This is a genomic window from Actinopolymorpha sp. B9G3, assembly GCF_040120725.1.
GTDB lineage: Bacteria > Actinomycetota > Actinomycetes > Propionibacteriales > Actinopolymorphaceae > Thermasporomyces.
In genome coordinates, this window is sequence record NZ_JBEEAB010000008.1 from 176810 (window position 1) to 195610 (window position 18801).

At 69.5% G+C, this 18801-nt stretch carries 14 protein-coding genes; 8 read left to right on the plus strand and 6 right to left on the minus strand.

The genetic code is table 11. The features are described from left to right. The first annotated feature begins 32 nt into the window (after positions 1-32). On the plus strand, positions 33-1625 hold the full coding sequence (locus tag ABNF93_RS16370) for a phytoene desaturase family protein (RefSeq protein WP_349328930.1): 1593 nt from the start codon (positions 33-35) through the stop codon (positions 1623-1625). Between the two features lie 28 nt (positions 1626-1653). Here ABNF93_RS16370 and ABNF93_RS16375 read toward each other — a convergent pair whose 3' ends face one another. Further along, a complete protein-coding gene (locus ABNF93_RS16375; RefSeq protein WP_349328931.1) occupies positions 1654-2112 on the minus strand; it encodes an SRPBCC family protein in 459 nt (152 codons plus the stop codon). A 336-nt stretch (positions 2113-2448) separates the two neighbouring features. Between ABNF93_RS16375 and ABNF93_RS16380 the strand changes: the two genes are divergently transcribed. Continuing rightward, entirely contained in the window at positions 2449-3834 is a 1386-nt protein-coding gene (locus tag ABNF93_RS16380) for a class I SAM-dependent methyltransferase (protein ID WP_349328932.1), read from the plus strand. Between the two features lie 121 nt (positions 3835-3955). Here the strand turns inward: ABNF93_RS16380 and ABNF93_RS16385 are convergent, their stop codons facing one another. Next, positions 3956-4831, minus strand: coding sequence for a sulfotransferase family protein (locus tag ABNF93_RS16385; protein ID WP_349328933.1), 876 nt, complete (start codon positions 4829-4831; stop codon positions 3956-3958). Between the two features lie 254 nt (positions 4832-5085). Between ABNF93_RS16385 and pepN the strand changes: the two genes are divergently transcribed. The 3 genes from pepN (at position 5086) to ABNF93_RS16400 (ending at position 9824) form a co-directional block, all read left to right on the plus strand. Beyond that, complete coding sequence (gene pepN, locus ABNF93_RS16390; RefSeq protein ID WP_349328934.1) at positions 5086-7689, plus strand: aminopeptidase N; 2604 nt, start codon at positions 5086-5088, stop codon at positions 7687-7689. Between the two features lie 82 nt (positions 7690-7771). After that, entirely contained in the window at positions 7772-8623 is an 852-nt protein-coding gene (locus ABNF93_RS16395; protein ID WP_349328935.1) for an alpha/beta hydrolase-fold protein, read from the plus strand. After that, the gene (locus ABNF93_RS16400) at positions 8574-9824 is read left to right on the plus strand and encodes an MFS transporter (protein WP_349328936.1); all 1251 of its coding nucleotides are present in this window, start codon (positions 8574-8576) and stop codon (positions 9822-9824) included. The genes ABNF93_RS16395 and ABNF93_RS16400 overlap by 50 nt, the downstream gene beginning before the upstream one ends. A 21-nt stretch (positions 9825-9845) precedes the next feature. Here ABNF93_RS16400 and ABNF93_RS16405 read toward each other — a convergent pair whose 3' ends face one another. From ABNF93_RS16405 to hutI, 3 genes are all read right to left on the minus strand, one after another. Continuing rightward, a complete protein-coding gene (locus ABNF93_RS16405; protein ID WP_349328937.1) occupies positions 9846-10520 on the minus strand; it encodes a hypothetical protein in 675 nt (224 codons plus the stop codon). Positions 10521-10686: 166 nt separating this feature from the next. Continuing rightward, positions 10687-11730 carry an ArsR/SmtB family transcription factor gene (locus tag ABNF93_RS16410; RefSeq protein ID WP_349328938.1) on the minus strand — a complete coding sequence of 348 codons (1044 nt, stop codon included), beginning with the start codon at positions 11728-11730 and terminating at the stop codon, positions 10687-10689. Between the two features lie 60 nt (positions 11731-11790). After that, positions 11791-12990, minus strand: coding sequence for an imidazolonepropionase (hutI, locus tag ABNF93_RS16415; protein ID WP_349328939.1), 1200 nt, complete (start codon positions 12988-12990; stop codon positions 11791-11793). A 63-nt stretch (positions 12991-13053) separates the two neighbouring features. Between hutI and hutH the strand changes: the two genes are divergently transcribed. From hutH to ABNF93_RS16430, 3 genes are all read left to right on the plus strand, one after another. Further along, entirely contained in the window at positions 13054-14616 is a 1563-nt protein-coding gene (gene hutH / locus ABNF93_RS16420) for a histidine ammonia-lyase (protein WP_349328940.1), read from the plus strand. Between the two features lie 126 nt (positions 14617-14742). Further along, positions 14743-16470: a urocanate hydratase gene (hutU, locus tag ABNF93_RS16425; protein WP_349328941.1), complete on the plus strand. Its 1728-nt coding sequence runs from the start codon at positions 14743-14745 to the stop codon at positions 16468-16470. Next, positions 16467-17705 carry an allantoate amidohydrolase gene (locus ABNF93_RS16430; protein WP_349328942.1) on the plus strand — a complete coding sequence of 413 codons (1239 nt, stop codon included), beginning with the start codon at positions 16467-16469 and terminating at the stop codon, positions 17703-17705. The genes hutU and ABNF93_RS16430 overlap by 4 nt, the downstream gene beginning before the upstream one ends. Positions 17706-17724: 19 nt before the next feature. Here ABNF93_RS16430 and ABNF93_RS16435 read toward each other — a convergent pair whose 3' ends face one another. Beyond that, positions 17725-18762, minus strand: a complete 1038-nt coding sequence (locus tag ABNF93_RS16435; protein WP_349328943.1) for a LacI family DNA-binding transcriptional regulator — start codon at positions 18760-18762, stop codon at positions 17725-17727. Between the last annotated feature and the right edge of the window lie 39 nt (positions 18763-18801).

The following is an 18801-nucleotide window of genomic DNA, read 5'->3' on the forward strand; positions in this document are numbered from 1 at the left end:
ATTGGTCGATCCCGTGCCGGAAGGGCGCCCTGATGCCTGTCGAAGTCGTCGACGCGGTGGTGGTCGGCGCCGGCCCGAACGGGCTCGTCGCCGCCAACGTGCTGGTCGATGCCGGCTGGGATGTCGTCGTGCTGGAGGCGACCGACAAAGCCGGCGGGGGCGTCCGTAGCGCCGAGCTCACCGCGCCCGGGTTCGTCAACGACGTGTGCAGCGCGTTCTATCCGCTGAGCGTGGCGTCGCCGCACATCACGTCGCTGGAGCTGGGGAGGTACGGCCTGACCTGGCGGCACGCTCCGGCCGTCCTCGCCCACATCCTGCCCGACGGTCGCTGCGCGGTGATGTCGCGGGACGTCGCCGCCACGGCCGCGTCCGTCGCGGAGTTCGCGGCCACGGACGGCGCGGCCTGGGAGCGGGAGTTCGCCCACTGGATGCGGATCCGCGACGACCTGGTGCAGACGCTGCTACGACCCTTCCCGCCGGTACGCCCGGCCGCCCGGCTGCTGCGTACGCTCGGCGCCGCCGATGCCCTGCGGCTGGCCCGGCTCGGCATCATGCCGGCGCGGCGGCACGTGCAGGAGTGCTTCGAGGGCGAAGGCGCACAGCTGTTGATGGCCGGGTGCGCTCTCCACACCGACCTCGGACCCGACCACGCCGGCAGTGCGGTGTTCGGCTGGTTGCTGGCGATGCTCGGGCAGGACGTCGGGTTTCCGGTTCCCGAGGGCGGCGCCAGTCGGATCACCGAGGCACTCGTCCGCCGGTTCACCGAACGGGGTGGCAGGGTGGATCGCGGCCGGGCCGTCCACGACGTGCTCGTCGCTGGTGGCCGGGCGCTCGGGGTCCGTGACGCCGGCGGCGGGCTGGTCCGGGCCCGGCGGGCGGTGCTCGCCGACGTACCCGCACCGACGCTCTACCGCTCCCTCGTGGGCGCCGGCCACCTGCCCGCCCGACTGGTCGACGACCTGGACCGGTTCGAGTGGGACTACGCCACGATCAAGATCGACTGGGCACTCTCCGGTCCGATCCCGTGGACGGCCCGTGCGGCGGCGGGCGCCGGGACAGTGCACCTCGGAGCCGACCTGGACGGCCTCGTCGGTTTCGGTTCGGACCTGTCCCGCCGGCGGATACCCGAGCAGCCGTTCATCCTGCTCGGGCAGATGACCACGGCCGACCCGACCCGATCGCCAGCCGGAACCGAGACGGTGTGGGCGTACACCCATGTCCCTCGTGGCGGGCGGTGGGACGCGGGCCGGCTGGTCCAGTTCGCCGAACGCATCGAAGGGGTCATCGACCGGCACGCGCCCGGCTTCTCCGGGCGGATCCTCGAGCGGTACGTCGCCGGGCCGGAACAGCTCGTGGCGCACAACCCGAGCCTCGTCGGCGGCGCGATCAACGCGGGGACGTCGGCGCTGCACCAGCAGCTGGTGTTCAGGCCCGTGCCGGGTCTCGCCCGGACCGACACACCGATCGACCGGCTCTACCTCGCGAGCGCGTCCGCGCACCCGGGCGGAGCCGTCCATGGCGCGGCAGGTGCGAACGCCGCCCGCGCCGCGCTGGTCCGGTCCGGTATCGCCGGTGGTGTGTACGCGGCGACGATCCGCGCCGGTCACCGCCTCATCTACGACTGACGTACGTACGGCAGGCGACCGGACGGACCTACGACGGACGGGAGGGCTGCGGGCTACGCCCTTCGGCGAGGTCGACGAGCCGGTTCAGGCTCTCGTTGTTCCGGGGCCGGAACAACGTGGCCTGGGCGGCCTTCGGGAGCGACCTGAACGGCCCGTCCGCGATCTCCTCACCCAACGTGATCTCGCAGCCTCCGCCGTTTCGCGGGTCGAGACGCACGCGGACCCGCGCTGCACCGACTGGCCATATCCGGGCATGCACCTCGAGCAGGGAGTTGGCCTCCATGGCGAGGACCTCGGTCGCGTCCTGGATCACCAGGGGCCACGGTCCGACGTTGTGGTGGATCTGGCTGCCGACGGCCGGCCAGTCCGGGTCCACCTTCCGGATGTGGGACGCACCCACCACCCAACTTGCGTACGACCAACCGTCCGCCAGCACCGCGAACACCCGTTCTGGCGACAACGACACTGTCCGGTTGACCTCAATCATGTCCACCCTCGCGGTGGTCGGAGCCGGCGATCTCGGCCGGAGTCGGGCAGCACTGCACAGGCGACCTCCTCATGCGGGTACGAGCGCTCATGCGGGTACGAGCGCCCTTGCCCGCTGAGCCTGTCCACAAACGCTGTCGCCGCAGACCCGCCATGCCATGACCGACGCGGCCGGACCCACCCCACGGCGGGGGTTGTTCCGACGGCGGTTCGAAGGGCCTCGCCAACCCGGATCAACACGGGCATACCGCAGCTGATTGGCCGCAGGGTAACGCCAATCTGACCGGTTCATGTAGACCCTGTGACGTGCCGGAACCGTGCTGTATCGTGTCCGGCCATGCGTCTGCTGGTGGGTCCCACATGTGCAGGAAAGTCCACGCTCATCGATCGCTGGAGCGAGTTCTTCCCGGGAAGTGATCCCGGCAAGGTCCACTTCGCCTTCGAGATCGGCGACCAGTCCGCAATACCGACCGGTGTCGATGACGTCGTGCACTACAACCTCCTTCGGGGCTACCGGCGTAAGGCACCGAAGGCGATCGGGACAAGTGTGAGTCCGCTGCTGCCCGAGTTCCTCGACGCCGCGGACGAGATCATCGTCGTGGGTGCCCCGCTGTCGGTGCTGGTGAAGCGCGGCGCGGGGCGGACGAACATCGAGCCCAACCACGAACAGCACGCGCACCGGCAGTTCAACAAGGAGTTCTGGGGCGGCGTACTCATGTCGCGCCATCTGGCGCAGGTCTTCGAGCACCTCGCCCTCGACCTGGACCGCTTGGGCAAACCCTGCCGCTACCTGTGCTCCAACGGTGACCTGCATGAGGACTTCCGGGAGTTGTCGCGCTGGGACTTTCCCCGGCTGGCTCTCGATGACGCGGAGGAGATGTGCAGGCGCGGGCATCCCGAGCCCGTCCTCGAGGTGAGCGAAACCTCTTACCAGGCTGACTATCGCGAAGGCTCCGCCAGGTCAGCACGCTCGGCAACCATGGCGCGGGCACTGCGGATGCCGGTGGACGGCAAGCGCGTGCTGGACATCGGATGCGCCGAGGGTGCCGCCGCGTTGAGCGCTCACCGGATGGGGGCGAAGGTCACGGCGATCGAGCCGTGGGGGCGCAGGTTCGAGCAGGCGAAGGCGATCGCGAAGGCATTGGACAGCAAGATCGACCTGCGCAACGTCACCCTGGACGGCCTTTCCGAGCCACCGAACTCCTTCCACGTCGTCCTTGCCCTCAACGTCATTCACCACCAACCGGATCCGTTCGCGTTCGTCCAGCGCGTGGCCGACCTCGCGTCGTCCCACCTGGTGCTGGAATATCCGGGCATCAACGACCGCAGGTTCAGGTCGACGTTCGACCACGAGGGTGACCTGCCGGAGGAGCTTCCGCTGATCGGCGTGAGCACCGTGAAGCAGGACCAGACCTTCGTCTTCAACCCGGCCAGTCTTGAGAGGTACCTGCTCGACACCCTGGCCATCTTCGGCAAGCACGAACTCATTCCTTCGCCGAAACCGAACCGGTGGATCTCTGTCTTCTCGCAGAAGAGGCCTTCGGCACGAGGGAAGGCGGGACAGGACTCACGCCCGGACTCGGAGTCCGCAACGCGCGCCGATGAGGTCATCCAACTCAAGAATGCCCTGCGCAAGATGCAGCGGAGCCGGTCGTGGCGCCTGACCGCCCCACTGCGCCAGGCCAAGACCGGCCTGCGCCGAGTCAAGCGCCGGTTGGGGTGAGCCCTGCCGTCACGGCAGATAGAACCTACCGTGACGGTAGCTATGCCCAACCGTCACGGCAGATAGAACCCCACGGTGACGGTAGCTAGGCTCCACCGTCACGGCAGGACAGGCTCCCGCGTCAGGTCATGTAACCCCATGAGCGGGCGTACGGTCTGACTTCTTCGGGAACTTCCTCGGGGTCGGGGAGCGGACGCCCTTCCTGGATCCGGCCGCTGCGAATCTTGCTGCTCCAGTCGCCGATGAACGGCCGGAACTTGCCATGCTTGCTCTGGCCGTAGTCCAGCATGCGGGCATCCCACCGGATACCCAGGAACCGGCAGATCTCCTTCGTCACGCGCGCAGGGTCGTCGGTCAGGTCCTCGTACCGGACGACGAGCCCGGGTAGGGCCTGCTTCGCGGCCTCCACGCCCTTGAGGTAGGTCAGCGCCTCGTTGATCGTCGGCTCCAGCTCGCGGTCTGGCCTGGTCTCCATCAGTGACGCGACGATCGAGGCCGGATGGCGTAGCAGGAAGATGAAACGGGCGTTCGGCCAGCAGGTGGCCAACCGTTCGTACACGTTGGCGTTGCCGGGAGTCTTGTCCACGAAGATCCGCTTGCCACTGCGGGACAACTCGTGGTGCAGAACGCGATCCCAGAGCAGGTGCTCCAGCTCGTCCTTGTCGATGCCGAGTTCCTTGAAGGCGATCTCGGCGTAGCGCTTCTCGAACTCCACCCGCAGGCAGCGAAGGTGGAGTTCGTGCGGGGCGCAGATGTCCGGGTGGGTGTTGAGAATCACCCGCAGCAGCGTCGAGCCGGACCGGACCGACGAGATCACGAACACCGGCGAGGGAACGAGCCGGCTCTCCGCCGGTGCCTTTGCGATCGGCTTGGGTGACCGCTGCCTCCACCGGGAGGACGCTCGGACCAACCTGCGGGCCCGCTTGGCCGTGTTGTACAGCCGTGGATGGCGCGCAAGCCGCGCCTTGAGCTCGCCCCGTAACTGCGGCGACGTCATGTGGTTTGCCTCGGCTTCCGCGTCTGTTCACCAACCTGACGGTCAAGGGATGGTAACGGTGATCACTGAAAAAGCCGAACCACGTAAGCGAGACGGCCAGATGCGGAACGTCCACATCGACTGGTGGTCACCGCATGACTACCCGGAGCGGGCCCTCGCCGGTCCGATGTGATCTCGGCGGCTGACGGCTCACCTCTTCTCTGCGGCAGCGTGCCCCTCGCGCGTACGCGGAAGGGTTTGACACGATGGCGACCATGCCCACGTCGTTGACCCTCGCCGAGGCCCAGCGGCGTGCCCGGCTCGTGAACGTGCATGCGTACTCCGTCGATCTCGACTTCACCCGTGGCGAGGAGGTGTTCGGCTCCTCGACGGTGATCCGGTTCGGGTGTACCGAACCTGGTGCCGCGACCTTCGCCGAACTCCGGCCGGTCACGTTGCACAAGGCGGTGCTCAACGGTCGCGGACTGGATCCCGGCTCGCTGCGCGACGGCAGGCTGCCCCTCACCGACCTCGCGGGCAACAACGAGCTTCGCGTCGAGGCGGACATGCGCTACACCCGCACCGGCGAAGGCATGCACCGCTTCACCGATCCCGCCGACGGCGAGGTCTACGTCTACACGCAGTGCGCACCCGACGAGGCGCCGGGGGTCTTCGGTTGCTTCGACCAGCCCGACCTCAAGGCGTCCTTCGGCATCGCCGTCACCGCACCAACGCACTGGACCGTGCTGAGCAACGGCGTGGCTGAGTCCAGCGCCAACGGGCGTTGGAGTTTCGCGACGACCCCGCCGATCAGCACCTATCTGGCCGTCGTGGTCGGCGGTGCGCTGCACTCGGTGCGTACGGAACACGTCGGTATCCCGCTCGGCCTGCACTGCCGGAAGTCGCTCGCACCTTCTCTCACAGCGGATTCCGAGGAGATCTTCGACATCACGAGGCGCAGCTTCGACCGGTACCACGAAACGTTCGCAGAGCGGTACGCCTTCGGCAAGTACGACCAGGCGTTCGTGCCCGAGCTCAACTGGGGTGCCGTCGAGAACCCTGCGTGTGTGACGTTCAGCGAGAACCACGTGTTCCGCGGCGCCGTCACCGATACCGAACGCCAGACCCGCGCCATCGTGATCGCGCACGAGCTGGCGCACATGTGGTTCGGCAACCTGGTCACGATGCGGTGGTGGGACGACCTGTGGCTCAACGAGTCGTTCGCCGAGTACATGGGCTACCAGGTGGTCACCGACACCGGTCTCATGCCCCATGCCTGGACCAGTTTCGCCGTTTCCCGCAAGCCCTGGGGATCCGACGCCGACCAGCGTGCCTCCACCCATCCCGTCGCGGCACAGCGCATCGACAACGTGGCCGACGCACTGGTGAACTTCGACGGCATCTCCTACGCCAAGGGCGCCTCCGCCTTACGGCAGCTGGTCGCCTGGGTCGGCGAGGAGGCCTTCCTCGCCGGCGTCAACGCACACTTCGCACGTCACCGCTTCGGCAACGCCGGGCTCGCCGACCTGGTTGACGCGCTCGCCCGGTCCAGTGGGCGTGACGTGCACGGGTGGACAGAGCGGTGGTTGCGGACGAGCGGCGTCGACACGATCCGCGCGGAGCTGACCGACCGGAACGGCACGGTGACCTCCGCCGACCTCATCCACACCGGAAGTGGTGGCGGCAAGGAGGGCTTACGCCCGCACCGGATCGTGGTCGGCGTGTACGACCTGGGAGAGGACCACGCCGGTGTGCGCCGGCTGGTGCGGCGCGAACGGTTCGAGGCGGACCTTGCCGCCGACCCGGTGCCGGAGCAGCGTGGCCAGGATGCGCTCCGGTCCGCCCTGACGCCGCTCGTGGGTGCGCGGCGTCCCGACCTGCTGGTCCTCAACGACGGCGATCGCAGCTACACGAAGGTACGCCTGGACCCTCGATCCTGGGCGACGGTCACGGAAGCGCTGTCCACCGTCGACGATGCGCTGACCCGGGCCCTGCTGTGGTCCATCGCCCGAGACATGGTGCGCGACGCAGAACTCCCGCCCGCCGAGTACATCAACCTCGTCGAAGCCCACCTCCCCGCCGAGCCCGTCGTCGCCATCGTCGAGGCCGTGCTGGCCTTCGCCCGGCACGAGGTCGCTGACCGTTACCTGGCACCGGACGGCCGCGCCGCCGCGCTGGGCACGCTGGCCGGCGCCTGCCGCGCCATTCTCCGGCGTACGACTCTCCGGCCTACGACTGGGAACGACGAGTACGACGCCGGCGTAGGACTGGCCGCCCTCCGCGGGCTCATCGAGTCGGAGGAGACCGGCGGCGGTCTGGACGAACTCCAAGGCTGGCTCGCGAACGAACGGATCCCCGGTGGTCCCGCCCTGGATCCCGAGCTGCGCTGGCTGCTGCTGCGGCAGCTCTGCATCGCCGGTGCGGCCGGTGAGCCCGAGATCGCGGCGGAGCTGGAACGAGATCCCAGCGGTGTCGGCCAGCAGCGGGCGACCACCTGCCGCGCGGCTCTTCCGGACGGTGCGGCGAAGGAGCGCGCGTGGCGGCAGCTGTTCGCCGACGGCGAGCTGTCCAAGCAGCTCCTCGACGCCACGGCGTCCGGCTTCTGGCAACCGAGCCAGCCGTCGTGGACGGCGGGCTTTGTCGAGCGGTACTTCGCCGAAATCCCGAAAGCCGGGCGCCTCGGCCAGGCGGTGGCCGCCGCGCTCGGCCACACGCTGTTTCCGGCCCACGCCGCGACGCCTGCGACCGTACGCCTCGCCGAGGAGTGCCTGGCCCGTGACGACCTCACGCCCACGCTGCGGCGATTCCTCGGTGACCGGCTCGACGATCTGCGCCGCGCCGTCCGGGTCCGCGCCGACAACGCACCGGAGGCCAGCTGATGTCCCTCGCCGGTCGGGTGGAGCAACCCGTCCTTGACAGCCGCGTGCTCGCCTCGAATCTCCCTTCGGCGGCTCGCAGTATGTGAACTCCTCGGCTCTTGGCGACTACGAGACCTACCTCTGTGACGAGATCATCTCCTACGTCGACAGCCACTACCGAACGCTCGCCGACGTCGCACATCGCGGTATCACCGGCAAGAGCAGTGGCGGCTACGGCGCGATGGTCCAGTCGATGCGCCATCCCGAACTCTTCGGCGCGGCGGCCTCGCACAGCGGCGACATCTACTTCGAGTTCGGCTATCTCCCCGATCTCGCCAAGCTGCACGCGAACCTGCAACGTTTCGGCGGCCTCGACGGCTACATCGAGAAGATTCCGGAGATCAAACCGAAGACACATGATCCGTTCTTCTCCGTACTCGGCATGCTCTGCTATGGCGCGGCCTTCGCGCCGAACCCCGAAGCCCACCGTGGTTTCGACCTGCCGATCGACCTGGAGACCGGTGCGCTACGCCACGACGTCTGGAAGCACTGGCTGGCGTGGGATCCGGTCCGGCTCATCGACCGGCCCGAGTACCAGCGGGCGTGGCGCGGGCTTCGCCACCTCTACCTCGACGTCGGGTTGTGGGACGAGCTGAACTTCCAGATCGGTACGCGGGTAATGGCGGGAAAGCTTGCCGAGCTGGGAATCCCGGCCGAAGTGGAGTACTTCGACGACGGCCCACATGGACGTGTCCTACCGCTACGACATCTCCCTCCCACGCCTGGAGGCGGCCCTCCGCGCCTAGTCCGCTGCCTTCGACGGATAACCGCCTTACGCCCAGCGGTCCTCTGCTGTCAGCGGATCCGATGGACAGTGTGTCCGCCGGTCGTCAACCCTTGCCTCCATGTCACAGGGCGAGGGCCGACGTCACGGCTCCCTTCTTCGCCACCATGACTTTCGGCTCGCCTGGTGCGCCCATGCCGTGAGCCTGACCGGCACGGCTGTGACAAGAGTGGCGCTCCCACTGGTCGCGATCGACACCCTGGCCGCCTCGCCGTTCGAGGTCGGGGTGTTGGCAGCGATGACCTGGCTGCCGCAACTTCTCCTCTGCCTACCGGCAGGCGTGTGGGTTGACCGTGTGCGCCGGCGACCGACGATGGTGGTCGCCGATCTGGGACAGGCGCTCCTCGTGTCGCTGGTACCGCTGGCCGCGTGGGCTGGGCTGCTCCAGTTGTGGTTGTTGTATGCCGTCGCGGCGACGACCGGTGCGCTGTCGATGCTGTTCGGACTGGGCTGGGCCGCCTACCTTCCGGCTTTGATCGGCCGCGACCGACTGGTAGAAGGCAACAGCACGCTCGAGGCGACGCGCACCGTTGTCGGTATCGGCGGTCCTGGGCTGGGCGGCCTCCTCGTCCAGGCGATGACCGCGCCGTTGGCGCTTATCGCCGATGCCGCCAGCTTCGTCCTTTCCGCGCTCGGGCTCGCCCGGATCCGGGTCACTGAGCCCGAACCTCTCCCACCGGACCGCGCGGCGCTCGCCCAGCTTGGTCAAGGATTCCGCTTCCTTGTGGCACGTCCGATCGCCGGCGTCTTCGTGGTGTTCTTCACACTCGCTGCGGTGGTGGTCACGGCCCAGCAGGCCCTGCTGGTGATCTTTCTCGTTCGTTCCGTCGGGTTGTCGCCGATCTCCATCGGTACCTTGCTGGCGCTAAGCGGAGTCGGGGGGTTCGTCGGCGCTCTGCTCACTCCCCGCCTCTCCACGCTCCTCGGCACCGGGCGCGCGATCTGGCTGGCGATCGGGATCACGTTTCCGTTCGGTCTGCTCATCCCGCTGACCCGACCCGGGCTCGGCCTCGCGAGCTACGTCATTGGCGCCGGTGTCCTCGCGGCCGGAATCGCCGCTACCAACATCATCGCTTTCAGCTTCCTGTTGACCATCACTCCCAGCGACCTCCTCGGCCGGGTGGCATCGGTCGCACGTGTGCTCCAGAACGCGGGTCACGTGCTCGGCGGTCTTGCTGGCGGTGCCCTCGGCGGCTGGCTCGGCGTACGACACGGCTTATGGGTGGTCATGGTCGCACTTGTCGCGGTGGCGGCGTTCGTCACCGCTTCGCCGTTACGGCGTATCCGCGACCTCCCGACCTACCCGGAATGACCTGAGCCCGCGCTCATCTCCTCAGTCGTCGGCGTACTCGAAGAAGAGTCCGTGCTCGCCCTGCGCCACTTCCACCCGGTGGTGGTCGCCCCGGTCCGTCGTCGAGTAGCAGTAGAAGCCGGTACGTCCCATCGGCACCAGCTTCTTCTCCGGGATGCCGTCGTCGCAGCGCAGGTCGGTGGCGCCGGTCGGACTCGCGTCGCGCCAGAAACCGGCGAATGCCCCCTCCCGGGTCAGGATCGCTTTCTCGCTCCTCGCGTCCCACTGGAAAACTGCCATGCCGAGGCCCGTGGTGACGTCGGTGATGGAGACCGTGTACGGAACGTCGATCCCGTCATAGGTGACGGTGCAGCCAAAGTCCTGTGCGCTGTCCGGTACCTCGGCGAGCTCGCACTCGACGCTTGTCTGCCGGGTGACGCCGGCTCCCTCGATCACCTTCCGCTGCAGGTCGTACGCAATCTCGGCCATGCCGCCGTTCTCGGGCTCCGGAACAGCCGGAGACGGTTCCGCCGTACCGGTGGCGGGTTTCGACACTGCCACTCCCTGGTTGGCCCACGGGTCGCGGATCTCGAACCAGTAGAAGGCGGCCGCGGCCAGTACGACGAACACGACCAAACCGAGGCAGCCCTCGGCCGACGGCGCGCCAGTTGACCTGACCTTCGGCACGCGGCTGGCACCAGGCGTCGGACTGGACACGCACTTCACCCCCGTGGGAACCCCCGGCGTCGGCTGCCGGGGCCGGATCACCCGTGACAGGCAGCAATGCTCGACAGGTGGGTGAGGCAGTTCAAGCCACTTCGACCACGGTCGAAATGGCCATCCCGGCGCCCGCGCGGCGAGGACGGCCCTGAAATCAGCGCTCTCAGGGACCGCGACGTCCGAGCAGGTGTGCGCCCAACGGGGTGAGGGTGTGAACGACGGTGTTGACGACCCGGCGGCTGGCGATGAGGCCGGCTTCGCGGAGTACGGCAGTGTGGTGGCTGATCGTTGCCGGTGACACGCCCACGTGCGAGGCAAGGCGCTTCGTGGGGCGTCCGTCCCCGATGGCGAGCAGCACCGCCGCGCGGGTCGCGCCGAGCAGGTTCTCCAGTGCCTCTTGGCTCCACCCCGCCGGCCGAGTGAGTGCCCCGGCCTGCGTGGGCACGACCGCGGGCGCCAGGGCCGTCCCGTACGCCGCGGCCGGGTAGACGAGGACCGGCTGCATGTCCGAGTCGACCAGCGCAACCGGGAAGCGGTCGCAGAAGTACGACGGGATCAGGACCAGGCCGCGGCCGTCGAGCCGTACGGTGAGCTCGCGGGGATAGGCCGCCAGAAGCGTGGGTTCCTGCCAGCGGGCAAGGGGCCAGAGGCTGGCCAGCAACCCGTTGACGCCGCCGTCGGCCAGGCTCTGCGTGCGCACCGCACGGTCGGCGTCGATGCAGACCGAGAGCGGTTCCATCGACGGCGCGAGCGCGACGTCGTAGTAGGACCGCAGCGCACGCCCCAGCGAGTGGCGCATGGCGCGGTCTCCGGCAGCGAGTTTCTTCGCCCAGCCAGGCACGGCGGTCCGGGACGCCATGATGGCGAACTGCTCCGCCATCGTGGCTGACGGCGTGCTCACCACCGCATCGATTCCGGCGTCCACACCTTCCGCGGCCTCACCGGGGGTGAGAAAGTCCGGGAAGTACGTCGCCACAGGGGCGAGCGGGAACAGCAACCTTCTCACCTCGGCGGCGATCCCGCGCTCACCCACCTGCCGGGCGACCTGGGCCCGCCACCTCTGGTGCCGAGCCGGGGATCTGCGGCTCTGCAGCACGTGCAGGCTGAGGACCAGTTCCCACAGGGGATCCGGCGCTGACGCGACCCGGGTGCGAGCGACGTCGGCAGCCGTGAAGTGGATCTTCAGCACATCCACATGGTGACTCACGGCAGGCACTTTGTGGACATATCGTCGCCCGCCGGCCCGAACGGTGGGACAGCGGCCGGCTCACCTGGGTGGCGCCACCCGCTCACCTCTCACCCACACCGACGACACCAGTGGGACGCCTGGACGGTAGGCGAGGTAGTCGTAGGTCGGCGCCTCGAGCACCACCAGATCCGCCGGCCGGCCGGGCGTGAGCGCACCGACATCCGTACGCCGCAGTGCCCTCGCCCCACCCGCGGTCGCCGCCCACAACGCCTCGGCCGGGGTCATCCGCATCTCGCGTACGGCGAGGGCGAGACAGAACGCCATGCTCGAGGTGTACGACGAACCCGGATTGCAGTCGGTCGCCAGGGCGAGGACCACACCCGCGTCGAGGAGTCGGCGCGCGTCCGGATACGGCGTACGGGTGGAGAACTCCACGCCTGGAAGGAGAGTCGCCACGGTGCCCGAGTCGGCGAGAGCCGCGACGTCCGCGTGGGACAGGTGGGTGCAGTGGTCGACCGAGGCGGCACCGACCTCGCAGCCCAACGCGACTCCGCCGCCGGGACCCAACTGGTTGGCGTGCAGCCTCGGCATCAGACCGCGCGCCATGCCCGCCCGCAGAACCTCGCGGGCCTGGTCGACATCGAATGCGCCTCGCTCGCAGAACACGTCGATCCACCGGGCGTGTGGCGCGCACGCCTCCAGCATGGCGCCGGTGACGAGATCGACGTACGCATCCGGCCGGCCGGCGAACTCCGGCGGCACCACATGCGCGCCCAGGAACGTCGTCTCCGCCGTCAAGCGGCGCGCCAACCGCAGGGCACGGGCCTCGTCCTCGACGGTCAGCCCGTAGCCGGACTTCACCTCGACCGTCGTCGTGCCCTGCGTACGCATCTCCATGATCAACCGGGACGCGTTGCTGGCAAGGTCATCGTCGCTCGCGGCTCGCGTCGCCGCGACCGTCGACTGGATTCCGCCTGCCGTATAAGGGCGACCGGCCATCCGCGCCGCGAACTCTCCCACCCGGCCGCCGGCGAACATCAGGTGGGCGTGGCTGTCCACGAAGCCGGGAATGAGGCACCGGCCGTCGAGGTCGATCCGTACGTCGCTCACCGGCGCGGAGGCCGATGGGCCGACCCAGACCACCCGCCCACCTGCCATGACGAGCGCCGCATCGGGCAGCGCACCGAGTGCCGTCCCGTCGCCCATGGCCGGATCCATGGTGACGAGCAGCCCGATCCCGTCCAGCAGGGTCGACGTCGCCGCCGGCTCGGACACCATACGAGCCAGGTTAACGAGCGAGTGCGACGCGGCAGGTCCGCGACCACGGGAATACTGAGCACCATGACCGCCGCCCCGGTGACCGTCGTTCCCGTCAGCCCATCGCCGCTCACCGAGGCCGAGGTGGTGGCGGTCGCCCGTTCCGACGCCCGCGTGGAGTTGACCCGCGAGGCGTGGGCGGCGATCGCGGCCGGGCGGGCCGTGGTCGACGACCTGGCCACCTCCGACCGCCCTGCGTACGGCATCTCGACGGGTTTCGGTGCGCTCGCGACCCGCCACATCCCGCCTGACCGGCGGGCGCACCTGCAGCGCAGCCTGATCCGTTCGCACGCGGCGGGCACCGGCGCGGAGGTCGAACGCGAGGTCGTGCGGGCGATGATGCTGCTCCGCCTGCGGACGCTGGCCACGGGCCACACCGGCGTCCGCCCGGCGACCGCCAACACCCTGGCGGCCGTGCTGAACGCGGGGATCACGCCGGTGGTCCCGGAGTACGGCAGCCTCGGGTGCTCCGGCGACCTCGCCCCGCTCGCCCACGTCGCGCTCGCGCTCACCGGCGAGGGAGACGTGCGGACGAACGACGGTACCCAGCAACCGGCCGCCGAGGCACTCGCCGCTGCCGGCATCGAGCCGGTCGTCCTGGCCGAGAAGGAGGGTCTCGCCCTCATCAACGGCACCGACGGCATGCTCGGCATGCTGCTGCTGGCCTGCCACGACCTGGAGCGGCTCCTCGCAAGCGTCGATGTCGCGGCGGCCATGAGTGTGGAGGCGCTTCTCGGGACCGACCGGGTGCTCGCCGCCGACCTGCAGGAACTCCGTCCGCACCCCGGCCAGGCGGCGGCCGCGCGCCACATGCGGGACCTCCTCGCCGGGTCGGCGATCGTCGCGAGCCATGCCGGACCCGCCGACACCCGAGTGCAGGACGCGTACTCGCTGCGCTGCGCGCCCCAGGTCAACGGCGCCGCCCGCGACACGCTCACCCACGCCCGGACGGTGGCGGGCTACGAACTCGCCGCGGCCATCGACAACCCCGTCGTCCTGACCGACGGGGATGGTCGAGGCGGGCAGGTGCAGTCCAACGGCAACTTCCATGGCGCGCCGCTTGCGTACGTCCTCGACTTCCTCGCCATCGCGGTGGCCGACGTGGCGAGCATGTCCGAACGACGGACCGACCGGTTCCTCGACGTCGCCCGCAACCATGGGCTGCCGGCGTTCCTCGCGGACGATCCGGGGGTCGACTCGGGGCACATGCTGGCGCAGTACTCGGCGGCGGGGATCGTGAGCGAGCTGAAGCGGTTGGCGGTACCGGCGAGCGTCGACTCGATCCCGAGCTCGGCGATGCAGGAGGACCACGTGTCGATGGGCTGGTCGGCGGCACGGAAGCTGCGGCGGGCGCTCGACGGGTTGACCCGGGTGGTGGCGATCGAGCTGCTCACCGCGGCCCGTGGACTCGATCTCCGGGCGCCACTGCGCCCCGCGGCCGCGACCGATGCCGTACGCCGAGCACTGCGCGAGCGGGTGCCCGGCCCCGGTCCTGACCGCCAGCTGTCGGTCGAGATCGAGGTCGCGGTGGATTTCGTCCGTTCCGGAGCCGTTCTCGCCGCCGCGGACTCGGTCGCCCCTGGATGAGGGCGCCCCTGCGCCAAAACAGAAGCTCGGCCCAAAGGTGTCCGACCCCGTGAGCGGGTAGACCGAAAGAACGGAAGACCGGTGGGGCGATAACCCTGAGACGGACATACGAGGGCGGTGGGACGCATGCACGAGACGTCGACGAGCGTGCCGAGGACGGTGACCGCGCCACGCGGCGCGACCCTGCACGCCCGCGGCTGGCCGCAGGAAGCCGCCCTGCGGATGCTGCAGAACAACCTCGACCCCGAGGTCGCCGAGCATCCCGACGAACTGGTCGTCTACGGCGGCACCGGCAAGGCGGCCCGCGACTGGGCCAGCTTCGACGCCATGGTCCGCGCCCTGGAGTGGCTCACCGACGACGAGACCCTGCTGGTGCAGTCGGGCAAGCCGGTCGGCATCCTCCGTACGCACGAATGGGCCCCGCGGGTCCTGCTCGCGAACTCGAACCTGGTGCCCGACTGGGCGAACTGGGAGGAGTTTCGCCGGCTGGAGGCCGCGGGCCTCACGATGTACGGCCAGATGACCGCTGGTTCGTGGATCTACATCGGCACCCAGGGCATCCTGCAGGGCACGTACGAAACGTTCTCGGCGGTGGGTGCCAGGCTGGCCGAGAAGGGGGTCGGACACGGCGTCGACGCGCTGGCCGGGCCCCTCGCAGGCACGCTGACCCTCACCGCCGGGCTTGGCGGCATGGGCGGAGCGCAGCCGCTTGCCGTCACCTTGAACGGTGGAGCCGTCATCTGCGTCGAGTGCGACCCGTCGCGAATCCAGCGCCGCCTGGACCACCGCTACCTCGACGTCCAGGCCGACTCGCTCGACCATGCGCTGCAGCTGGCCGAGGAGGCGACCCGGATCCGCAAGCCGCTCTCCATCGGAGTCCTCGGCAACGCCGCCGAGATGGTGCCGGCGATGCTCGAGATGGGTGCGCCGGTCGACGTCGTGACCGACCAGACATCCGCGCATGACCCGCTGGCGTACCTCCCGCTGGGTGTCGCCTTCGAGGACTGGGCAGACGTACGCCAGAAGGATCCCGCCGGCCTGGTCGAGCGCGCCCGCGAGTCCATGGCCCGCCATGTCGACGCGATGGTCGGCTTCCTCGACGGGGGCGCGGAGGTGTTCGAGTACGGCAACTCGATCCGGGACGAAGCCCGCAAGGGCGGGAGTACGCGGGCGTTCGAGTTCCCGGGCTTCGTTCCTGCCTACATCCGGCCGCTCTTCTGCGAGGGCAAGGGCCCGTTCCGCTGGGTGGCGCTCTCCGGCGACCCGGCCGACATCGCCAGGACCGATGCCGCGGTGCTCGAGATGTTCCCGCACGACGCCGCACTGGACCGCTGGCTGGCACACGCGAGGCTACGAGTGAAGTTCCAGGGCCTGCCGGCGCGGATCTGCTGGCTGGGGTACGGCCAGCGCGACCAGGCGGGCGTGCGGTTCAACGAGATGGTGGCCTCGGGCGAGCTCAAGGCGCCCATCGTCATCGGCCGCGACCATCTGGACTGCGGTTCCGTCGCCTCGCCGTACCGCGAAACTGAAGGCATGCTCGACGGCTCCGACGCGATCGCGGACTGGCCGTTGCTCAACGCGATGACGAACGTCGCGTCCGGTGCGTCCTGGGTGTCGATCCACCACGGCGGCGGGGTCGGCATCGGGCGGTCGATCCACGCCGGCCAGGTGTGCGTCGCCGACGGAACCGCGCTCGCGGGAAAGAAGATCGAGCGGGTCCTCACCAACGATCCGGCGACCGGGGTGCTCCGCCACGTCGACGCCGGATACCCCGAAGCCGAACGGGTCGCCGAGGCGCGAGGACTGCCGATCCCGACCCGCGACCACGGGCGGACCGAGGATGACGCGCTGTGAGGTCGACGTCGTTCGAGGCGATGTGGAAAGACCTGGCCGCGCTCGGCCGCGACCCCCGCACGGGCGGATATCGCCGGTACGCCTGGACTCCCGCCCTCCGCGCCTGCGAATCCTGGTTCACCGACGAGGCCGGGAGGCGTGGCTTGACACTCGAGGCCGACGGCAACGGCAACGCCGTCGCCTGGTGGCGCCCAGGCCCGCTGCGGCTGGAAGGCGGCGTGATCACCGGCAGCCACCTCGACTCCGTACCCGATGGCGGTGCGTACGACGGACCCCTCGGTGTGGTTTCCGCGCTCGCCGCGGTGGATGTGCTGTGCGAGCGCGGTGTCCGGCCTTCGCGGCCGCTCGGCATCGCCGTCTTCATCGAGGAGGAGGGTGCGCGTTTCGGCCTGTCCTGCCTGGGCTCCCGGCTCATGACCGGAGCACTCGCAGCCGACCAGGCGAACCTGCTGCGCGACGCCGACGGCACCCAGCTCCCCGAGGCGGTCGCGGCCATGGGCCTCGAACCCCGGTTCGGACCGTCACTCGACCTGCTGTGCGATCCGGTGGCGTTCGTCGAGCTGCACATCGAACAGGGTCGCGCCCTGGCCGACGTCGACGCCCCAGTCGGCCTCGCCACCGGGATCTGGCCACACGGTCGATGGCGGTTCACCTTCACCGGCGAGGCCAACCATGCTGGTACGACCCGGATGGCGGACCGGCGCGACCCGATGCTGACCTACGCCATGACCGCCCTCGCCGCCAACAAGCGCGCCCGGCTCGCCGAAACTGGGACCGGTGAAGGTTCCGGCGCGAGGGCGACCTTCGGCAGGGTCGAGGTCGCGCCGAACGGCGTCAACGCCATCGCCGGGACAGTCACCGCCTGGCTCGACGCCCGCGCCGCCGACGAGACCGCTCTCCAGTCACTCGTCGACGACATCATGCGACAGGCTCACGACCGGGCAGCGCGGGACGGCACCACGCTCGCCGTGGTTGCCGAGTCCGTCACGCCGGCTGTGGCCTTCGACGAGAGACTGCGTGCGCGGCTCGTCCGACGGCTCGGCGACCTGCCCATGCTGCCGACCCAGGCCGGCCACGACGCCGGCATCCTCGCCACAGCGGGCGTTCCCGCCGCGATGCTCTTCGTACGCAATCCGACGGGTGTGTCGCACTCTCCCACGGAGTACGCCGACCCGGCCGACTGCCTCGCCGGCGTCCACGCGTTGGCCGACGCCCTCGAGGAGCTCCTCACCTGATGCGTCGCGGCGGTCACCCTCAACCAGCAGGCCCGGCCGTGCTCTCCCGCACCTTCAGTGCGAACTCCACGTGGACCTCGCGAGGTGGCGGCGGCGTGCGGTTGCTCACCCGCTGTTCCAGCAGATCGACGGCGATCTCCGCGATGGCGCGCTTGTCCGGCGAGATCGTGGTCAGCGAGGGGGTGGAGATCCGTCCGTACGGAATGTCGTCGTGTCCCACGATTGCGATGTCGTGGGGTACGCGAAGCCCGCGCCGGTGGATGGTCCGCAACGCGCCCAGCGCCAGGAGGTCGGTGAAACAGAAGACCGCGTCGGGCGGATCACCGAGGTCGAGCAACTCCTCCATGGCGGCCGCTCCCGCCTCGCCGACGTAACGCGTCGTCTGTCGGATGAGGTCCGGCTCGACCGGCAACCCTGCCTCGGTCAACGCCTGCTGGTAACCCTCCAGCCGCTGCCTGGATGCGCCGCGTGCCCCGCTGCCCTTGGCACCGATCGCGGCCACGCGCCGGCGACCGAGATCGAGCAGGTGCGTGGTCGCCGTTCGCGCCGCCGCCACGTTGTCGATCGACACGTGGTCGAACATCCCGTCGTAGATGACCTCACCCAGCAGCACCATCGGAGTCGCGTCGGTCCGCCGGCGCAGCGCAGCCGCGCTGGTCCGGCTCGGGCTGAAGAGCAGTCCGTCGATACGCCGGGACAGGTCGCCGTCGAGGATCCGCTGCTCGTCCGTCCGGTCGCTCATGGTCTGCTCGATCAGCACCACCCACGACCGGCGCTGTGCCACGTCGACGACGTGCCGGGCGAGCTCGCTGAAGTACGGCATGTCGAGCTGCGAGATCACCAGCGCGATGATGCCTGTCCGGCCCTGGGCGAGGTTGCGGGCAGACAGGTTGGGACGGTAGCCGAGCTCACTGATCGCCTCGAGGACCCGCGACCGGGTGTGTTCGGCCACGAACGGGAACTCGTTGATGACGTTGGAGACCGTCTTCTTCGACACCCCGGCTCGCGCGGCGACGTCGGCGAGCCGAGGCCTGCCCGCCGCCCGGTTCACGTCCATCCGTCCCACCGCCTCTCTGTCCCGTCCACCGGTCGGGTC